Source organism: Yinghuangia seranimata, assembly GCF_029953285.1.
Lineage (GTDB): Bacteria > Actinomycetota > Actinomycetes > Streptomycetales > Streptomycetaceae > Yinghuangia > Yinghuangia seranimata.
Genome location: NZ_JASAOI010000051.1, coordinates 1 through 17,558 on the forward strand (window position 1 = coordinate 1; position 17,558 = coordinate 17,558).

The following is a 17,558-nucleotide window of genomic DNA, read 5'->3' on the forward strand; positions in this document are numbered from 1 at the left end:
CTTCGCGTTCACGCTGTGGATGGTCTACGGCTCCGGCGCGGACGCCGTCCTGAAGAGCCTGATCCTGCTGCTGGTCGGCATCCCGGTCTACATCTGGGTCAAGGCGTCCCGCGGCGAATACGGCCCCAAGATCGAACAGCCGGCCGAATAGCCGGGCAAGGGGATCCGTTCACCGCGCCCTTGCTCTCCCTCAGGCCGGTCCTCGGCGCGTCGCCATTCCTCCCCGAACGGACCGCCTGGCAGGGCCAATCGGCCCTGCCCGCCCGCTCACCGCGGCGGGAGATTGGAAGCGCCCGGAAGGCGGGCGGAAAGGAGAACGGCGATGGGAAACGCACCCGCACGCCGGACCTTCTGGTCCGGCTTCCCCGAGCTGATCGACTGGCTTGAGGTCGGCCTCCCGATCGACGTCGCCGATGCGCGCGGGATGCGCATCGAGGAGTCGGTGGGCGAGGGTCTGTACACCGTACGCGCCGAGATCCCGGGCATCGACCCGGACAAGGATCTGGAACTGTCGGTCTCCGGCGGCGTCCTCACGATTCACGCCGTACGGCAGTCCCAGACGACGGGCAAGCACCGCAGCGAGTTCCGGTACGGCGCCTACACGCGCGGTGTCCGCCTCCCCGAGGGTGCCCACGAGGACAAGGCGACCGCCGAGTACAAGGGCGGCGTCCTCACTGTGACGGTGCCCTTCGACGAGAAGAAGCGCGGCAGCAAGACCATCAAGGTCAAGAAGACCGACTGACCGGCGCGGTGCGTTCGGAGCGTCGGATGGACGTGCCGAGCGCGGCTCGGCCGTCGGACATTGAGAGGAGCCGGGCAAGGGGAGACAGGGGCGCCGCCTCGGCGAGGCGGCGCCCCACCGCGTCCGGCCCCCATCGGATCACGGCAACACGTGCTGCCCACTGGGCACTTCGGCCCTGTTGCCGATCGGAGCCGCAGCGCAAAGTGGCAGTGAGGAACAACCTAGGAGGTGGGTCACGTGACCGTACTCGTCAACCTTGTCGGCGCCGCCGCTCAGAGCGCGGCGGCATACCGCGGACACATGGACGACGACGGCTCCGAATGGATGTGGTTCCTGGGCCCGCTCGCGATGACCGTGTGGTTCGCACTCCTTGCCCTTCTCGTCTGGTGGATCGTCACACTCGTGAACCGCCGTGCCGCAGCCGCCACCGTGTCGTCCCGCAAGGACCCCGGATCTCCGGAAGAGATCCTCGCGACGCGCTTCGCCCGCGGAGAGATCGGCGCCGACGAGTTCCGCGAGGCGCGCGCGCAGCTTCGCGAGCAGCGCGGTCCGAGTAGTTGACCCATCGCTGGTCCAGTGACGGATAGCCGACAGGGCCAGACCCGACCGTAGAGGGGCGGCGGCATGCCGACTTCCAAGGCCGTATCCATACCCGGCGACGACGATTCCCTGGCCGCGGGCGCCCGCTTCGGCGGCACCGCGCTGGACGGATTCGTCGTCCAGGAAATCGGCGACGACGACCCAGCCCTGCTACGCCCTGACGGCCGCCCGGTACAGACCTGGCGCGAGGACTACCCCTACAGCCGCAAGCTGTCCCGCCGAGACTACGAGGCCGTCAAGCGCGACCTCCAGATCGAGCTGCTGAAGCTCCAGTCCTGGGTCAAGGCGTCGGGCGGGCGGATCGTCATCCTGTTCGAGGGCCGGGACGCGGCCGGCAAAGGCGGGACGATCAAACGCTTCACCGAGCACCTCAACCCGCGCGGCGCGCGCGTGGTCGCGCTGGAGAAGCAGACCGAACGCGAGAGCACGCAGTGGTACTTCCAGCGCTACGTCGCCCATCTTCCCTCCGCCGGTGAGATCGTGATGTTCGACCGCTCGTGGTACAACCGGGCCGGCGTCGAACGGGTCATGGGCTTCTGCACGCCCCGTGAATACATCGAGTTCCTTCGGCAGGCACCGGACTTCGAGCGCATGTTGGTGCGGGACGGCATCCGGCTCGTCAAATTCTGGTTCTCCGTATCGCGCGGTGAGCAGCGCCGCCGGTTCGCCGTCCGGCAGATCGACCCCGTCCGGCAGTGGAAGCTCAGCCCGGTCGACCTCGCCTCCCTCGACAAGTGGGACGCCTACACCGAGGCCAAAGAACTGATGTTCTTCCACACCGACACCGCCGACGCGCCCTGGACCGTGGTCAAGAGCAACGACAAGAAGCGCGCCCGCATCGAGGCCATGCGCTTCGTGCTCGATCGATTCGCGTACGAGGACAAGGACGCGGGCGTGGTGGGCAGACCCGACGCACGCATTGCCGGTCCCGCGTCGCGGCTGTTCGAGTCCGGCGAACGCGAGGCACGCATCCTCGCCCGCAAAGGACTCGGCATGTGACACCGGGTGGCCGATGTCGCCGTCGGACCGAAGGAGCAGGCCATGAGCACCGACGCCCCGGCCCCGAGCGGCCCCGTGATCTGCGGCGTCGACGGCTCGGACTTCGCGCGGCACGCCGTCGACTGGGCCGCCGACGAAGCCGCCCTGCGCGACCTCGACCTCGAGCTGTTGCACGCTTGGGAACCCAAGGCGTTCGAATCCCACGACTGGTACGGCGAACTCCTCCACGACGCCGGGGTCGAAGCGCTGCAGCGCTACGCCGCACACGCCCGCGCCCGCCATCCCGGCCTCACGGTCACCACGGACACCGTCCACGACAAGGCCGCCACAGCCCTGTGCGACGCGTCCGACCGCGCCGCCCTGCTGGTCGTCGGCCGCCGCGGCCTCGGCGGATTCACCGGCATGCTCCTCGGCTCCGTCAGCCGCAAGCTCGCCGGGCGCTGCCGGTGCCCGCTCCCCTCCCTCCGCGCGTTGCCGCTGCGAGCCGTGCACGCCTGGGCCTTTCCGCCCATCCCGGCGTTCGGTATGGCGTCGGTCCCCATCCCGCCTGCCAACGACATCCTCTATACCGCGCAGTACGCCGCCGAGGGCATGCTCACCCGGACCGTCGCACCGTTCCGCGCGCGGTATCCGGCGGTGGCCGTCACCGAGGAGGTCGTCAACCGTCCCGCCACCGGGCCCTGGTCACGGCCTCGGAAGACGCCGCGCTCACCGCACCACGCCCGTTCCGGGTTTCCGGCACGGAGCAGCGGACCACAACCGCGCACCGTGCAATCAGGATCCGCGAGAAGCGGATCGGTCCTTCCCGTCTCCTGCTGTTGCCCCCCAAAGCCGATCGGGCTGGTCGGGGGTGCCGGGCGGCACAGGGGCGGCCGCCCGACGCCCCGGCTCAGGAGCCGTACCGGTCAGCAGATCCGCGGGAGTTGCTCGCCGATCGGCATCTCGACGGGGCGGATCCCGCCCAGCCCGGTCCGCATCACCACCCGCCCGGGTCTACCCGCCGCAACCGTCCCGATCGCCACGGCGTCGCGCGACTCGGGCAGTTCGCGCAGCGCGGCCAGTGCGGCATCGGCGCGGTCCGGCGCGACCATCGCGAGCAGGCAGCCCTCGTTGGCAACGTGGAGCGGGTCCAGGCCGAGCAGGTCGCAGGCCGCGGCGACCGCGGGCGGGACGGGCAGGGCGAGTTCGTCGACGGCGATCTCGACGCCCGAGTCGCGGGCGATCTCGGTGAGCGCGGCGGCGACGCCGCCGCGCGTGGGGTCGCGCAGCGTGTGCACGTCCGCGCCGAGGGGGGCCAGGGCCCGCACGACCCGGTGCAGGGGCCGGGTGTCGGACGCGATGTCGGCCTCGAACCCCAGGTCGCCGCGCGCACTGAGCACGGTGATTCCGTGCAGGCCGATCGGCCCGGACAGCAGCACGACGTCGCCCGGGCGGGCCGCGCCCGCAGAGGGCCGCAGCCCCGGGATCCGGCGGCCGATGCCGGTGGTGGTGAGGAACAGCCGGTCGGCGGCGCCGCGTTCGACGACCTTGGTATCGCCGGTGACCACCGTGATGCCGGCGGCGCGGGCCGCGCGCCCGACCGAGGCGAACACCGCCTGGAGGTCGGCGATCGGCAGGCCTTCCTCGATGATCGCGGCGAGCGCCAGCGCCACGGGCATGGCGCCGCGCATCGCGAGGTCGTTGACGGTGCCGTGCACCGCGAGCGCTCCGATGTCGCCGCCCGGGAAGAACAGCGGGTGGACGACGAAGCCGTCAGTGGAAATCACCAGGTCGGCGTCGGGTCCTGCCTCCGCGTCCGGGTCCGCGGTCGGTGTGCTTTCCTCGCGCGGCCGCCAGTCGAGCAGTGCGGCGTCCTCCAGCGGGCGGCCGGAGGGTCGGCCGTCGGTGCGCAGCCCGGGCAGCAGGACGCGCTCGAGCAGTTCCGCCTGGAGGCGTCCCCCCGCTCCGTGGCCAAGGAGCACGTGCCCCGATTCGGCGTGCGGCACCGGGCAGCCGCCCTGGGCGAGCGCGGTGCCCGGATGGACGGTGGGCGGTGCGGGGGCGACGTGCCCGAGGACCGGGCGCAGTCCCGACGGTACGTCGGGCAGGTGTTCCCAAGGCGTTTCCCGGTTCGGCGCCGGCGAAGACGCCGCCGTGCGCCGTGCGTTCGTCGGGGTTCCGCCGACCTGAGGCGTCTCGCTGCCGGTGGTCCTCGTGCTCATCGCGGGCTCCTTTCCCGTCCCGCCGCGTGGTAGGCGGCGCATGTGCCCTCGCTGGAGACCATGGGGGCGCCGAGTGGATGGCGTGGTGTGCAGCGCACGCCGTAGGCGGGGCAGTCGGTCGGCACGACGGTCCCGGTCAGCACCGCCCCGGCCAGGCATTCGGCCGGTTCAGTGCTGGCGGGCACGTCCGGTGCGAGGCGGCGCAGCGCGTCGAAGTGCGCGAACTCGTCGGTGAGCTCCAGCCCACTGCCGGGGATGGGGCCGATGCCACGCCAAGGCCGGTCGGCGATCCGGAACACGCGGCGGACGGCGTCGCGTGCGGCGGTGTTGCCGGTCCGGCGAACGGCGCGGGCGTACTGGTTCTCGACGCGGGCCTGCCCGGCCTCGAGCTGCCGCACGGCCATGAGCACGCCCTCGACCAGGTCGAGCGGTTCGAACCCGGTGACCACGATCGGCACCCGGTAGCGGGCGGCGATGGGCTCGTACTCTGTCCACCCCATCACGGCGCAGACGTGCCCGGCGGCGAGGAAGGCCTGGACCTGGCAGTCCGGCGCGTCGAGCAGCGCGGTCATCGCCGGGGGCACGAGCACATGGCTGACCAGCAGGGAGAAGTTCTCCAGCCCCAGTTCGGCGGCGCGCAGCACCGCCATCGCGGTGGTCGGCGCGGTGGTCTCGAACCCGACCGCCAGCAGCACGACTTCCCGCCCCGGCTCCGCCGCGGCCAGGCGCAGCGCGTCCAACGGCGAGTAGACGACCCGGACGTCGCCGCCGCGGGCGCGCACGGACAGCAGGTCGCCGTCGCTGCCCGGCACGCGCAGCATGTCGCCGAAGCTGGCCAGGACGACGTCGTCACGTGCGGCCAGTGCCAGGGCGCGGTCGATGGTCTCCAGAGGCGTCACGCACACGGGGCAGCCCGGCCCGTGGATCATGCGGATGCCGGCGGGCAGGAGTTCGTCGATGCCCTGGCGGACCAGGGTGTGGGTCTGGCCGCCGCAGACTTCCATGATCCGCCAGGGGCGGGTCGCGGTGATGCGGAGTTCGTCCAGCAGACGCCGCGCGGCCACCGGGTCGCGGAATTCGTCGACGTACTTCACGGTCGCTCGCCTCCTGGCGCCGGTGCCCGCTCGGGGCCGAGCTCGGCCTCCATCAGGCCGTCGACCTCGCGCAGCAGGGCCAGGGTGCGCATGGCCTCGGTCTCGTCGACCAGGCTGATCGCGAAGCCGACGTGCACAACGACGTAGTGGCCCACCTCCGCATCCGGGGTGTACGCAAGGCACACCTCGCGGCGCACGCCGCCGAAGTCGACGACGCCGGTGCGCAGTCCGGGGTCGGCGAGGATCCGTTCGATCCGGCCGGGGACTCCGAGGCACATGCTCAATGCTCCTTTCGCAGGCGGGCCGCCGCCACCGCGGCTTGTCCGTAGCTGATGCCGCCGTCCCCGGCAGGCAGCAGGCGCGGTGCGAGGACGGTCAGGCCGAGGGCGGACAGCGCGGCGGTGACCTCGCGCGCCAGCAGCCGGTTGTCGAAGCAGCCGCCACCCAGGCACACCGTGCGGGTGCCGGCGGCGCGGGCCGCGGGTTCGACGAGGGCCGCTGTGACCGCCGCGAGGGTGCGGTGGAACGCGGCGGCCACGCGAGGCACGGGTGTGCCCTCTGCGGCGGCGGCGAGCAGCGCGGCGAGCGTCGGTGCCGGGTCGTACACCCGCAGCCCGGCGTGTTCTGCGATGCGCCAGGGCAGTTCGGGGCGGTCGGCGGAGCGGTCCCGCAAGGCCTCGGTCTCCAAGGCGATCGCCGCCTCGGCCTCGTAGCTGACACTGTGGCGCAGGCCGAGGAGCGCGGCCGCGGTGTCGAACAGGCGTCCGGCGCTGGACGCGCGCGGGCATCGCACGTCCGCGCGCAGCATCGCGGTGATGCGGTCCACCATCGTCGGCTCCAGGCCGCCGGTGAACACGGCGACCAGCGCGGGATCCTGGGGCGGTGCGCCCAGTGGCTCGGCGCCGAGCAGGTGGCCGAGCGCGGCGCGGGCGGGGTGGCGGACGGCGGCGTCCCCGCCGGGTAGCGGCGCGGCGGCGAACCGGGCGACGCGCCGGTATCCGGCGAGGTCGGCGACGAGGATCTCGCCGCCCCACAGGGTTCCGTCGTCGCCGAGTCCGAGCCCGTCGTAGGCGACGCCGACGAAGGTGCCGGTGTGGCCGTGCTCGGCGGCGCAGGCGGCCACGTGCGCGTGGTGGTGCTGCACGGCGATCCGCTGGGCGACCGGCAGGCTCGCCGCCCAGCGGGTGGAGAGGTAACCGGGGTGCAGGTCGTGCGCGACCGCGGCGGGGGTGAACGCGTGGACCGTGGAGAGTCTGCGGTAGCTGTGTTCGAGGCTGTCGGCGGCGTCGGCGTCCCCCAGGTCACCGGTGTGCGGGCCGACCACGGCGAAGTCGTCGCGGGCGAGGGTGAGGGTGTGCTTGAGGTGTGCGCCCGCGCCGAGCACCGGCACAGGGGCCGGGACCGGGAGCCGCACCGGCGCGGGGGCCAGGCCGCGTGCCCGTCGCAGCGGGCGGCCGGTGCCCGCCTGGACCGCGACGACCGAGTCGTCGTAGCGGGCCAGGATCGGCCGGTCGTGGCCGAGGAACCCGTCCGCGACGTCGGCGAGTCGGGCCGCCGCGTCCGCGTCGTCGATGGCGATCGGCTCGCCCGAACGATTGCCGCTGGTGACCACCAGCGGGCGGTCCAGGTCGGCGAGCAGCAGGTGGTGCAGCGGCGTGGTGGGCAGCATCAGCCCGATGCGGTCGGTGCCCGGGTGCAGCGCTTCGGCGGGCAGCCGCGTGTCGGCCCGGGCGTCGACCAGGACGATCGGCGCGGCGCGGTCGGCGAGGAGCACGGCCTCGGCGTCCGTCAGGTCCGCAACGCGGCGTGCCGCATCCAGGTCGCGCACCATCACGGCCAGCGGTTTGGCCGGACGCCCCTTGCGTCGGCGCAGTCGTGCGACGGTCAGCGGGTCACGGGCGTCGCAGACCAGCTGGTAGCCGCCGAGGCCCTTGACCGCGGCAATGCCCCCGGCGGCGATCAGCAGTTCGGCGCGCAGCAGGGCCGCCGCGCCGGACGCCGCCGCGCCGCCGTCCTGCCGCCAGGCGAGCGTGGGGCCGCAGTCCGGACAGGCGAGCGGTTCGGCGTGGAAGCGCCGGTCCGCGGGGTCGGCGTACTCCCGAGCGCAACGCCTACACAGCGGGAACCCGCGCATCGCGGTGCGCTCCCGGTCGTACGGCAGCGCGGCGATCACCGTGGCGCGCGGCCCGCAGTCAGTGCAGTTGGTGAACGGGTAACGGTAGCGGCGGTCGGCGGGGGCGAACAGTTCGCGGAGGCACGCCGCGCAGGTCGCCAGGTCCGGTGGCACGGTGCGCGGCAGGTCGGTGCGGTCGCTGCTGGCCGCCACCGCGAAGCCGCTGCCGGGTGCGGGGGCGGCGCCGACGAGGCTGCCGGTGAGCACCGCGGTGACCTCGGCGGCAGGGGGTGCGTCACGTACCAGCCGTTCGGTGAAACAGGCCAACTCCAGTGCGCCGCCGCCGGCTTCGATGACGACGTGGCCTCCGGCGTTGCTGACCCGTCCGTCCAGGCCGAGCGCGGTGGCGAGCCGGTGCACGAAGGGTCGGAATCCCACGCCTTGCACGGTCCCGTACACCTCGATGCGGCGGGCGACGGCAGTGCCGGTCATGACGCGCTCTCGGCGACGGGGTCCGCATCCCGGGCCCGGACGCCGCGCCATGCGGCGGCGACCTCGTCCAGGACCCGGCCCGCGAGCGCGGGCAGCGCCGCGGCGACGGGCGCACTGGGCTCGGTGCCCCAGCCGAAGTCGGTGCCCTCGACGGCGTGCACGACCAGTCGGCGCGGCAGTCGGCCCAGCACGTCGGCCAGTTGCACCGCCTCGCCCGGCCCGAGCCCGTGCGAGCTGGACGCCGCTCTGGTGGTCAACGCCGCCCGGTCGGCGTCGAGGCGGTGCAGCCTGCCGGGGTGGGACGGGTGGACGTGTGCGGCCTCGACGACGACCACCACGTCCTCCGGCTCCCACAGCGCGAGCATCCTGATCGGGTCCCCGTCGCTGAGCGCCACCTTCGTGCCCTCGGGCACCCGGTGGTCGATCATCGCGGCCACACGGGGCCCGGCACCGTCGTCGCGCCGGTACTCGTTGCCGACGCACACCACCACCACGCGTCCGTTCACTTCCGCTCCACGGTCAGGTCGAGGAAGTGCGTCGAGCACGAGATGCACGGGTCGTGGTTGCGCACCGCTCGTTCGCAGCACCGGGTCAGGGCCTCGTCGGGCAGGTCGAGGCCGGCCTGCGCGATGCGGCGCAGGTCATCCTCGATGGCGCCCTGGTTCTGTGCCGTCGGGGGGACGATGCAGGCATCCTCGATCAGGCCGTCGGCATCCAGCCGGTAGCGGTGGTAAAGCAGTCCGCGCGGCGCCTCGGTCGCGCCGCGGCCGGTGCCCGCACGCGCCGGCACCGGTTCGTACGGACGCGGCGGCGGGCGGTACGCCTCGATGATGCGCAGCGCCTCGCCGAGTGCGTACACGGTCTCCACCGCCCGCACACCGATCGACCTGTAGGGGTTGCGGCACACCTCTCCCTCGCGGATGTCGCCGAGCCCGGCCGCCCGCGCCGCGTCCAGCGCCGGGGCCGACAGCTGCCTGCCGTTGACCGCGTAGCGGGCCAACGGCCCGGTCAGATGCCGCTCGCCGTCCAGCGTCGAGCGCAGAGCGGTCGAGTAGGACACCTGGGTCTCGACGACGCGCTGTTCGAACTCGGTGAGCGGAAACGGGCGGGCCTCGCGGCCGTCCGCGCGCAGGACGGTCGGTGTGCCCGCGTCGATGGCATAGTGCGCCGGGTCGGACAGGGCCAGGAAGGGCTGGTCGCCGCGATCGTCGGGGTAGTCGAACCCGCCGACCCAGGCGGCGGTTTCCAGGGCGTCGTCCAACGCCTTGCGCAGCGCCGGGACCAGTCCGGCCAGTTCGGCGCGGTCGGGAGCGCGGTGGAAGCCACCGAGCCGCACGTTGACCGGGTGGATCGCGCGCCCGCCTATGCGCTCGACGAGGGCGTTGCCCGCCTGCTTGATGCGCAGCCCTCGTTCGACGGACGCGCGATCGGCGCGGGCCAGCGCCACCGCGTCGTCGAGGCCGAGGAAGTCGGGGGCGTGGAGCAGGTGGACGTGCAGCGCGTGGCTCTCGATCCACTCGCCGCAGTACAGCAGGCGGCGCAGGTCGGCGATCGGCCCCGACACCGCGACGCCGCACGCGTCCTCCACGGCGCGGCAGGCGCTCATCTGGTAGGCCACTGGGCAGATGCCGCAGATCCGCGCGGTCAGGTCCGGCGGCTCGGTGTGCGCGCGCCCGCGCAGCAGGGCCTCGAAGAACCGGGGCGGCTCGTAGATCTGCAGTTCGACGTCGGTGACGGTGCCTCCCTCGACGCCGACGCGCAGCGCGCCCTCGCCTTCGACGCGGGCGAGGCCCTCCACGCGCAGCATGCGCGCACCGCGGTGGGTCATGGTGCCGCCTCCCGGTCCGGTTCGTCGTCGCCCGGGCCGTCGGGGACGGCGAATCCGGGCGCGGTGGCGTTGAAGGTCCGCAGGAAGCGGGTCACTGCGGGCGCGTCCATCCCGTCGCGGCGCAGCAGCGGCAGGAGCGCGGGCAGGTCGGCGTCCGGTTTGGGGCCGAAGCAGCCGTAGCAGCCGCGGTCGTACGCCGGGCACAGGGCGCCGCACCCGGCGTGGGTGATGGGCCCCAGGCACGGGGTGCCTTGCGCGACGGTCACACATGTGGTGCCGCGCGCCTTGCATTCGAAGCACACGCTGTGCGAGGGGATCTGGGGGCGGCGGCCGGCGAGGAACGCGCCGATCACCTCGAGGAGTTGGCGCCGGTCGATGGGGCAGCCACGCAGCTCGAAGTCGACGGGCACATGAGCGGCGGCCGGGGTGGCACGCGCGAGCGTGTCGATGTACTCGGGGCGGGCGTAGACAACCGATACGAACTCGTCGATGTCCGCGAAGTCGCGCAGCGCCTGGATGCCGCCGGCAGTCGCGCACGCGCCGATCGCCACCAGATGCCGCGAGACGGCCCGGATCTCCCGGATGCGCTCCGCGTCGGCGGCCGTGGTGACCGAGCCTTCCACGAGGGACACGTCGTAGGGGCCGTCGACCGACCGGCGGGACATCTCGGGGAAGTGCGCGATGTCGATCCGCTCGGCGAGCGCCAGGAGTTCGTCCTCGCAGTCGAGCAGGGTCAGCTGGCAGCCGTCGCACGAGGCGAGCTTCCACACCGCGAGCGAGGGCCTCCGCGCGGCGTCAGGCGGTGGCGCGGGAGTCGCGGCGGTCGCCATGTCACAGCCCCCTGACGTTCATGAGGTCCGCAGCACGGTCGTAGCCGACCACGGGTCCTTCGCGGCACAGCAGCAGCGGGCCGAGCTGGCAGTGGCCGCAGGTCGCGGTGCCACAGCGCATGTTGCGTTCCAGGGAGACCCGGATGCGCCGGCTCGGCAGGCCGCGTGCCAGCAGGTCGCGCGCGGTGTGCCGGATCATCGCCTCGGGCCCGCACACGAACGCGGTCGTGTGGGAGGGATCGGTGACGACCGGGTTGAGCAGTGCGGTGACAACACCGACGTTCCCGGTCCAGCCGTCGTCAGGACGGTCGACCGTGACGGCGACGTGCGCGCGTTCGCGCCAGCGGTCCAGCTCATGCCGGTACAGCAGGTCGGCCGGGCTGCGGGCGCCCACCAGCACGGACAGCCGCCGGAATCGGCGCGGTGCGGCGAACGCGGCGTGCACCAGTGGCCGCAGCGGCGCCAGGCCGATACCGCCGGCGACGACCAGTACATCTCCCCCGGCGGCGCCGTCCAGGTCCCAGCCGGTGCCGAACGGCCCGCGGACACCGAGCCGGTCGCCGGGGCGCAGCCGGTGCAGGGCGGACGACACCGGGCCGACGGCGCGGATCGTATGCCGCAACGGGCCCGCGCCGTACGGGATGCCGCTCACGGAGATGGGGACCTCGCCGACGCCGAACGCGTACAGCATGGCGAACTGGCCTGGTGCGAAAGGCGGCAACGGGGAGCCGTCCGGGTCGAGCGCGAGGGTGACGGTGTCGTCGTTCTCGATGTTCCGGTACTGGACGCGGTAGACGGCCGGCGGGTGGTCGGCGGCCTGCTCGGGCACGGCGTCGGCCGGGGGCGCTGACGTGAGCGCGTGCCGCACAGCTGCGGGCGTGTGGCTCATGCGAGTCCCCCGTCGTGCTCGGGCGCGGCCGTGCGGGGCTCGGGCGCGGTGCCCGTGGCTGCCGCGCTTTCGGCCCGTTCGGCCGCGAACACCGGGATCTCCTTCGTCAAATCGATGCCGACCGGGCACCAGACCACGCACCGCCCGCAGCCGACACAGCCGCTGGAGCCGAACTGGTCGTGCCAGGTGCCGAGTTTGTGGGTCAGCCACTGCCGGTAGCGGTCGGCGCCCGTCGAACGGACCGGGCCACCGTGCAGATAGGAGAAGTCCAGGTCGAAGCAGGAGTCCCAGCGCCGCCACCGCTCGGCGTGGTCGCCGGTCAGGTCGGTGACCTCCTCGCTGGTCGTGCAATAGCACGTAGGGCACACCAGCGTGCAGTTCCCGCAGGTCAGGCAGCGCTGCGCGATGTCATCCCAGTGCGCGGATCCCCTCGATCCGGCCATCAGTGCGTGCAGGTCGACGTCGGGAAGGCTGCGGCCCATGCGGTCCCGCGCCGCGTCCACCGCGGTGCGCGCCGCGTTGACGGTCCGCGAATCGGCGTGGCGCCCGGGCAGGACGGCGAGCACCTCGGCGCCCCGCTCGCTGCCCGCACGGGCCCAGAAGCGGTGGTCACCGGGCTCGGCGACCTCGGTGAGCACCAAGTCGTAGCCGGGGCCCGCGGCCGGTCCACCGCCCGCGCTCACGCAGAAGCACGCGGCGCCCGGCTCGGTGCACTCGGCCGCCACGATGAACGCGCCGCGGCGGCGTGCCGTGTACGCGGAATCGGGGCGGGCGCCGTATGCCAGCACCCGATCCTGGACGGCGATCGCGCGCAGGTCGCACGGCCGCACGCCGAGGAACGCGTAGCTGGGCGCGGGACTGGTCTCGGCGCGGAACACCAGCTCCTGATCGGTGCGTTCGGCGCTCCACTCGCGGACCCGGGGCGGGTGCAGGAAGCGCTTCCAAGGCTGCGGGCCCGCGCTGTGCGCGAACGCCGCGCCGTCGGCGCGGGCGGTCGTCCGGTAGCGGCCCGCATCGGTGTCCGTCCCCACGCCCCACGGCAGTTCGTCGGCCCCGGCGAGCTCGGCGAGGACCACCGCGCCGTTCCGTTCCGTCGGGCCGACCACGGTGTACCCGCGGGCGGCGAGCTCGCGGATCAGGGCGTCGAGCCCGGTGCGGTCGAGCACCGTGGCCGGGTCCGGCGTCGGCGCGGCAGGAGTCACATTTTCCATCACCGCCTCCTCGCGAAGCTCCGCCTGGTGGAACGTTCTTGGCATACTGACCGGTCGGGCGCAGGGCGGGGCAGGGCCGTTCGGCCCTGCCTTGTTCCGTGCCCTGGTGAAGACCACCGGCGTGGTGTCCACGCGGCGAGATCGGCGCGGACGAGTACCACGAATCCCTCGCGCACCTGCCCGCGCGGCACGGCCCCGGCAGCTGAGGAGGTGCCTGGCGATGAGCGCAGTCCCTGCGTCCGGCCCACGCGCGACCATCCCGTGGTCGGATGTGGTCGAAACCCACTGCGGCGTCGTGTTCTTCGCGGGCGACCGCGCCGCCAAGCTCAAGAAGCCGGTCGACTTCGGGTTCGTCGACTTCACCACGCGCGAGGCCCGGCAGGCCGCCTGCCGCGCCGAGGTCGAGCTCAACCGCCGCTTCTCCCCGGACGTCTATCTCGGCGTCGCGGACCTGCGACCCCTTGACCCCCAGCGCGATGACACGATCACGTACTCAGCCGGCCGAGAACGCTGTTGAGCTCGCGCACAAGCGGGTGGCTCGGACCGTATATGCCGCGGTAGCCCTCGATTGCGTCACGCAGCAACGGCACGGCGTCGGCGTTGCGGCCGAGGTTGGCCCTCATGGCTGCCAAGTCGACCTGAACGCCAAGCGTTTCGACGTGCCGTGGCCCACGCGCACGCTGGTAGCCCTGGAGCACCCCGGTAAGAAGCGTCTCTGCTTCGGCGGCGCGGCCCAGGGCGTCGAGTACGACCGCGCAGTTGTGCCGGGCGGCCCATGTGTCCGGATGGTCGTCGCCCAGCCGCTGTGACCGAGCATCGATCAGCTCCCGGTACATCCGCAGAGCCTCGTCGTGCTTGCCCTGGAAGGCGACCACGGCGGCGAGGTTGTGCCGCGCGGTCAGGGCCAGGTCCGCGGCGCCGTCGCTATCGACCAGGATCGCCCGGTACATGCGTTCGGCCTCAGTGAGCCGGGCGGGCGAGCCGCGCAGTGCTCCCGCCAAGGTGTTCCTGCTGTTCAACGTGTCCGGGTGGGTGGCGCCGAGGGTGCGGGTGCGGCGGGCAACGGTGTCCCGCATCAGTCCCTCCGCTTCCTCCCGGCGGCCGAGCTCGATCAGGACGATCGCCAGGTTGGACGCGATCTGCAAGGTCTGCCCGTCGTTCTGGCCGCGCAGCCGCTCCCATCCGGACAGCGCTTCGCGCAGCCGTTCCTCGGCGAGCGCGAAGTCTCCGTTGTCCTGGAGGAGCCTGGTGAGGTCGTTCAACGCCAGAAGCTGGTTCTCCTGATCGTCCGTGCGGGCGGCGACCAGCCAGTTCAGCAGCTCGATGGCGTCGTCCCGTCTGCCGACGACATCGCCCAGGGCGACCGCGTACACATGCAGCGCGTGCAGGGTCTCGGGGTGGTGCAGGCCGAATTCCATACGCTTGTGCTGGAAGTCGAGGCTGTAGGCGTACTCTGCGGTCATCGTCAGGTTGATGTCGACCAGCAGCGGCTCACCGCGCCGCTCGGTTACCTTGATCTCGGCGCTGCCGAAGTCACCGACGTAGTCGTCGGCGCGCTTCGGCCGCGTCCTCTTCTTCCTCCAGAACGCCACGCGGCTACCCCCGTCGCAGTCACACACCACTGCAGGTACGCACGTTCGCTGCTCAGTGTCCAGCACATCTCATCGCCCGGAACAGAGGTGGGCGGCCCACAGGGTCGGAGTCTTCGGGAAACGTTCACGGCAGCGGCGTACGGCGTGATGCAACGCGGTCGCGACGTCCTCGCCCGCGACGACGCCCTCGTGCAGGTCCTCGGCGACCAGGCGGGCGACGAGGTCGTTGACCTGCCAGAGCGTGCCGACGACCTGGCGGTAGCCGGCGAGTTGGAAGGCCGACACCAGGTGCAGACCCTCGTCTGGGATCCGGTGGGCGCCCAGGGACGTCTCGCACGCCGACAGTACCGCGAGCCGGGCACCGGAGAGGTCCAGCGCGGACACGTCGAGAACCGAGAGCGGGCCGTCGTACAGCAGCAGATGACCGCCCGAGGGGTCGTCGGGATCGCTCGCCGCGTGACAGGCGAAGTGCACGGACGCGTGGGACGTCAACGCGGTACGGACCGCGTCGACCGTTGCCTCGGCGCCATCCAGCCGTGTGGCCGCCCTCAGTTCGCCGATCTTGCTCGCCTCTCGCTCCACGCCGCGCAATGTCTTCACGCCGCGTGCATCCCGGAGCGCCACGATCACCAGAGTGTCCCCCGTCGGCGTCTCCCGTGTGCCGGAGTGCTGCAACGCCCGCAGCGTCGGTGTGTAGGACGAGACCACCCGGTCGAGGACGGTCGCGGCGCCCGGGAAGCGGCCGGCTGCGTGGATCGGGAGCAAGGCCAGCTGTCCCACCGGCGACCACCACACCCGCGGCCAGGCACCCGACGGCGTGCCGAGGTGCCCGAGTCGCTTCAGCACCGGTTCGGCGATGACGTCCCACAGCCATCCGAGTACCCCCGTGACGACGGCCTGTGCATCGGTCTCGCCTTGACCCGGCTGTTTCGACGCAGCGAGCGCGGCGCCGAAGGCGGCGGCCTGGTCGGCGACGGAGTCCGGTGTGACGCCGGGCAGTTCGACAACGCTGACACCCGCAGGCCGGACGATCAACGCGTCACTGCGGAATCGACTGACGTTGATCAGCACCACCGGCCCGTCCATCGTGCATGCCAGCAGGTGGGACAGTTTTGGCGGGGCGAGGAAGTCCTCGAATCCCGGTAGCGCACGCACCTCGTCGACCACGTGCCGCAACTGGGCGTCCCGATCGTGCCGTTCGTCTGCGGCGGCGCCTACACGATGACCAGACGGGACCAGCCCGGCGAACGCGGCCCTCAGCCGTTCGGCGAGCTCGGGCGCCACGGCACGCAGACCCGACAGGTCGCTGCGGCTCTGCAGCACCTGCCCGCCGAGCACACCACGGCCGAGCTCGAGCAGCCGTACCGCCGTTTCCGGGTCGTCGGCCCACAACGCGCTGGCTGCCGCGTCGGCCGCGAGGCCGTTGAGGTTCGCCAGCAACCGCTGCTGGTCGACGCGGGCCAGACTCCGCGGCACCACGAGCGGCAGAAGTCCGACCGCGAACGCGTAGATGTCCCGGGCCCGGCGCCAGTTCCCCGCCTCTGCCTCGATCCGCGCCCATGAGCGCGCCGCGCCGATCTGAACCCCCAGTGGCGCGGCCTCGTTCTGTGCGGCCTCGCGGAAGGCGTGCGCGGCCGCGGCAAGGACCGCGGGGTCCCTGCTGAGCTGGTATTGCGCGTACAGGACCTCACCGTAGTTGACCTGGCACTCGCTGCGTTGAGGGGTTCCGGGAGCACTCGCCCGAACGGCGGTGGCCAGCGCGGTCACAGACCGGCGCAACGCCTCCGGATCGTCGCTGAACCGGTACGCGGCGAAACAAGATCGGCCCAGGTTGCCCAACGCCACCACGTGGTCCTGCTCGCCGTACGGCACCGACTCGACGACCTCGGTGAACGCGTTGATCGCCTGCGCCAGACCAGGCTGGAACCCTGTGAGTTCGAACCGCGTGTGATGCAACATCCCCAGCAGCAGCGGGATCGTGGCGTCCCTGCTGCCCCGGCCCCGTGCGGACCGGCCGATCTGTACGGCACGGTCCAGTAGTTCGATGTCACCTGTCCGTTCGACGAGCGCGCTGACGGAACTCAGGTAGAGCTCACAGTAGTTGCCCCAGCTCCGTGTGTCCGGTTCGGTTGTCGCGAGTACTTCGCGCAGCAAATTCACGGCCTCCCGCAAGGCAGCAACGTCATTGGTGTAATGCCCGCGGTCGTGTAGTGCGGCGGCAAGGTCGACCTTGAACTTCGGCATGTGGACCGACGTGCTCGGCGAGCCCGCCACCGCTTCCCGCAGGTGCCGAATGGCGGACTGCCGCACGGACTCGTCACGCGAGTGTTCCGCGGAACGCTGCAGCACGTTGCCCAACTCATTGAGCCAGACCGGGTAGTTCGGGTCGTCGGCGCGCCCCGCACGGACGCATTGCGCCATGACGTCCGCTGCGTCGACGAGTGCGGCATGGTCGTCGGCCAGTTCGTACCGTAGGCGCAGGGCCCTGCCCAGCACGAACTGCGCGGCAGGCAAACGCGGCAGCCGAGAGGCGGACTCGACGGCGTCGTCGACGCACGCGGGATCGCGGACGTGCTCGGCCAGCTTGGTCAGCGTCTCGGCCCGCATCATCGCCGCCACGAGCTGATTCTCCCCATCCAGCATGGGGATCGCCTCGTCCAACCCGGCCAGTGCCTCGTGCAGATCGGGGACGTCGCCTAAGGTATCGAAGCGGTCCATCAGCAACGCGCTCAGGTTGGCCGTCATAGCGTGCCTGATCGGGTGATGCGGCACGTATTCGAGGGCGGTCCGCAACTGTGCGATCCCTTCCAGCAGGTCCGCCTGGTTGCCCGTGTGCCGGTAGCGGTCACGCAACCCCATCGCCAGGTCGTTCATCGCGTTCACCGAACCTTGGGCCGCTTGCCGCCGGCTTCGCATGATTGCGCTGTCCAAGGGTGTTGGGGGCACCCCTCGAGGCTATCCTCGGTG

Annotated in this window: 15 protein-coding genes and 1 pseudogene; 5 read left to right on the forward strand and 11 right to left on the reverse strand. The window is 72.2% G+C overall.

The genetic code is table 11. The features are described 5' to 3' along the window. The first annotated feature begins 322 nt into the window (after positions 1-322). From QI554_RS30560 to QI554_RS43620, 4 genes and pseudogenes are all read left to right on the forward strand, one after another. A complete protein-coding gene (locus QI554_RS30560; RefSeq protein ID WP_281474479.1) occupies positions 323-742 on the forward strand; it encodes an Hsp20/alpha crystallin family protein in 420 nt (139 codons plus the stop codon). Positions 743-1,042: 300 nt separating this feature from the next. After that, complete coding sequence (locus QI554_RS30565) at positions 1,043-1,303, forward strand: SHOCT domain-containing protein (RefSeq protein ID WP_281474481.1); 261 nt, start codon at positions 1,043-1,045, stop codon at positions 1,301-1,303. Between the two features lie 63 nt (positions 1,304-1,366). Beyond that, positions 1,367-2,341 carry a polyphosphate kinase 2 gene (gene ppk2, locus QI554_RS30570; RefSeq protein ID WP_281474483.1) on the forward strand — a complete coding sequence of 325 codons (975 nt, stop codon included), beginning with the start codon at positions 1,367-1,369 and terminating at the stop codon, positions 2,339-2,341. Between the two features lie 42 nt (positions 2,342-2,383). Continuing rightward, positions 2,384-2,785: pseudogene (locus QI554_RS43620) on the forward strand (universal stress protein); the annotation flags it as partial. A gap of 461 nt (positions 2,786-3,246) precedes the next feature. Here QI554_RS43620 and hypE read toward each other — a convergent pair. The 9 genes from hypE to QI554_RS30615 are packed head-to-tail and all read right to left on the reverse strand — an operon-like array spanning position 3,247 to position 12,999. Continuing rightward, positions 3,247-4,542 (reverse strand): hydrogenase expression/formation protein HypE, encoded by a 1,296-nt coding sequence (gene hypE / locus QI554_RS30575; RefSeq protein WP_281474485.1) that lies wholly within the window; start codon positions 4,540-4,542, stop codon positions 3,247-3,249. Further along, positions 4,539-5,636, reverse strand: a complete 1,098-nt coding sequence (gene hypD / locus QI554_RS30580; protein WP_281474487.1) for a hydrogenase formation protein HypD — start codon at positions 5,634-5,636, stop codon at positions 4,539-4,541. The genes hypE and hypD overlap by 4 nt, the downstream gene beginning before the upstream one ends. Beyond that, on the reverse strand, positions 5,633-5,914 hold the full coding sequence (locus QI554_RS30585) for a HypC/HybG/HupF family hydrogenase formation chaperone (protein ID WP_281474489.1): 282 nt from the start codon (positions 5,912-5,914) through the stop codon (positions 5,633-5,635). The genes hypD and QI554_RS30585 overlap by 4 nt, the downstream gene beginning before the upstream one ends. Before the next feature lie 2 nt (positions 5,915-5,916). Beyond that, positions 5,917-8,241, reverse strand: a complete 2,325-nt coding sequence (hypF, locus tag QI554_RS30590; RefSeq protein ID WP_281474490.1) for a carbamoyltransferase HypF — start codon at positions 8,239-8,241, stop codon at positions 5,917-5,919. Next, complete coding sequence (locus QI554_RS30595) at positions 8,238-8,747, reverse strand: hydrogenase maturation protease (RefSeq protein ID WP_281474491.1); 510 nt, start codon at positions 8,745-8,747, stop codon at positions 8,238-8,240. The genes hypF and QI554_RS30595 overlap by 4 nt, the downstream gene beginning before the upstream one ends. Then, the gene (locus QI554_RS30600) at positions 8,744-10,069 is read right to left on the reverse strand and encodes a Ni/Fe hydrogenase subunit alpha (protein ID WP_281474493.1); all 1,326 of its coding nucleotides are present in this window, start codon (positions 10,067-10,069) and stop codon (positions 8,744-8,746) included. Before QI554_RS30600 ends, QI554_RS30595 begins: the two co-directional genes overlap by 4 nt. Continuing rightward, positions 10,066-10,899, reverse strand: coding sequence for an NADH-quinone oxidoreductase subunit B family protein (locus tag QI554_RS30605; RefSeq protein WP_281474495.1), 834 nt, complete (start codon positions 10,897-10,899; stop codon positions 10,066-10,068). Before QI554_RS30605 ends, QI554_RS30600 begins: the two co-directional genes overlap by 4 nt. Position 10,900: 1 nt before the next feature. Then, complete coding sequence (locus tag QI554_RS30610) at positions 10,901-11,788, reverse strand: FAD/NAD(P)-binding protein (RefSeq protein ID WP_281474497.1); 888 nt, start codon at positions 11,786-11,788, stop codon at positions 10,901-10,903. After that, the gene (locus QI554_RS30615; protein WP_281474499.1) at positions 11,785-12,999 is read right to left on the reverse strand and encodes a 4Fe-4S dicluster domain-containing protein; all 1,215 of its coding nucleotides are present in this window, start codon (positions 12,997-12,999) and stop codon (positions 11,785-11,787) included. Before QI554_RS30615 ends, QI554_RS30610 begins: the two co-directional genes overlap by 4 nt. Positions 13,000-13,219: 220 nt before the next feature. Between QI554_RS30615 and QI554_RS30620 the strand changes: the two genes are divergently transcribed. Further along, positions 13,220-13,516 (forward strand): hypothetical protein, encoded by a 297-nt coding sequence (locus tag QI554_RS30620; protein WP_281474501.1) that lies wholly within the window; start codon positions 13,220-13,222, stop codon positions 13,514-13,516. Here QI554_RS30620 and QI554_RS30625 read toward each other — a convergent pair. Together QI554_RS30625 and QI554_RS30630 are read right to left on the reverse strand one after the other, a co-directional pair. After that, entirely contained in the window at positions 13,485-14,591 is a 1,107-nt protein-coding gene (locus QI554_RS30625; RefSeq protein ID WP_281474503.1) for a tetratricopeptide repeat protein, read from the reverse strand. The two genes, QI554_RS30620 and QI554_RS30625, sit on opposite strands and share 32 nt — an antisense overlap. A 69-nt stretch (positions 14,592-14,660) precedes the next feature. Continuing rightward, positions 14,661-17,465: a CHAT domain-containing protein gene (locus tag QI554_RS30630; protein WP_281474504.1), complete on the reverse strand. Its 2,805-nt coding sequence runs from the start codon at positions 17,463-17,465 to the stop codon at positions 14,661-14,663. Positions 17,466-17,558: the final 93 nt, after the last annotated feature.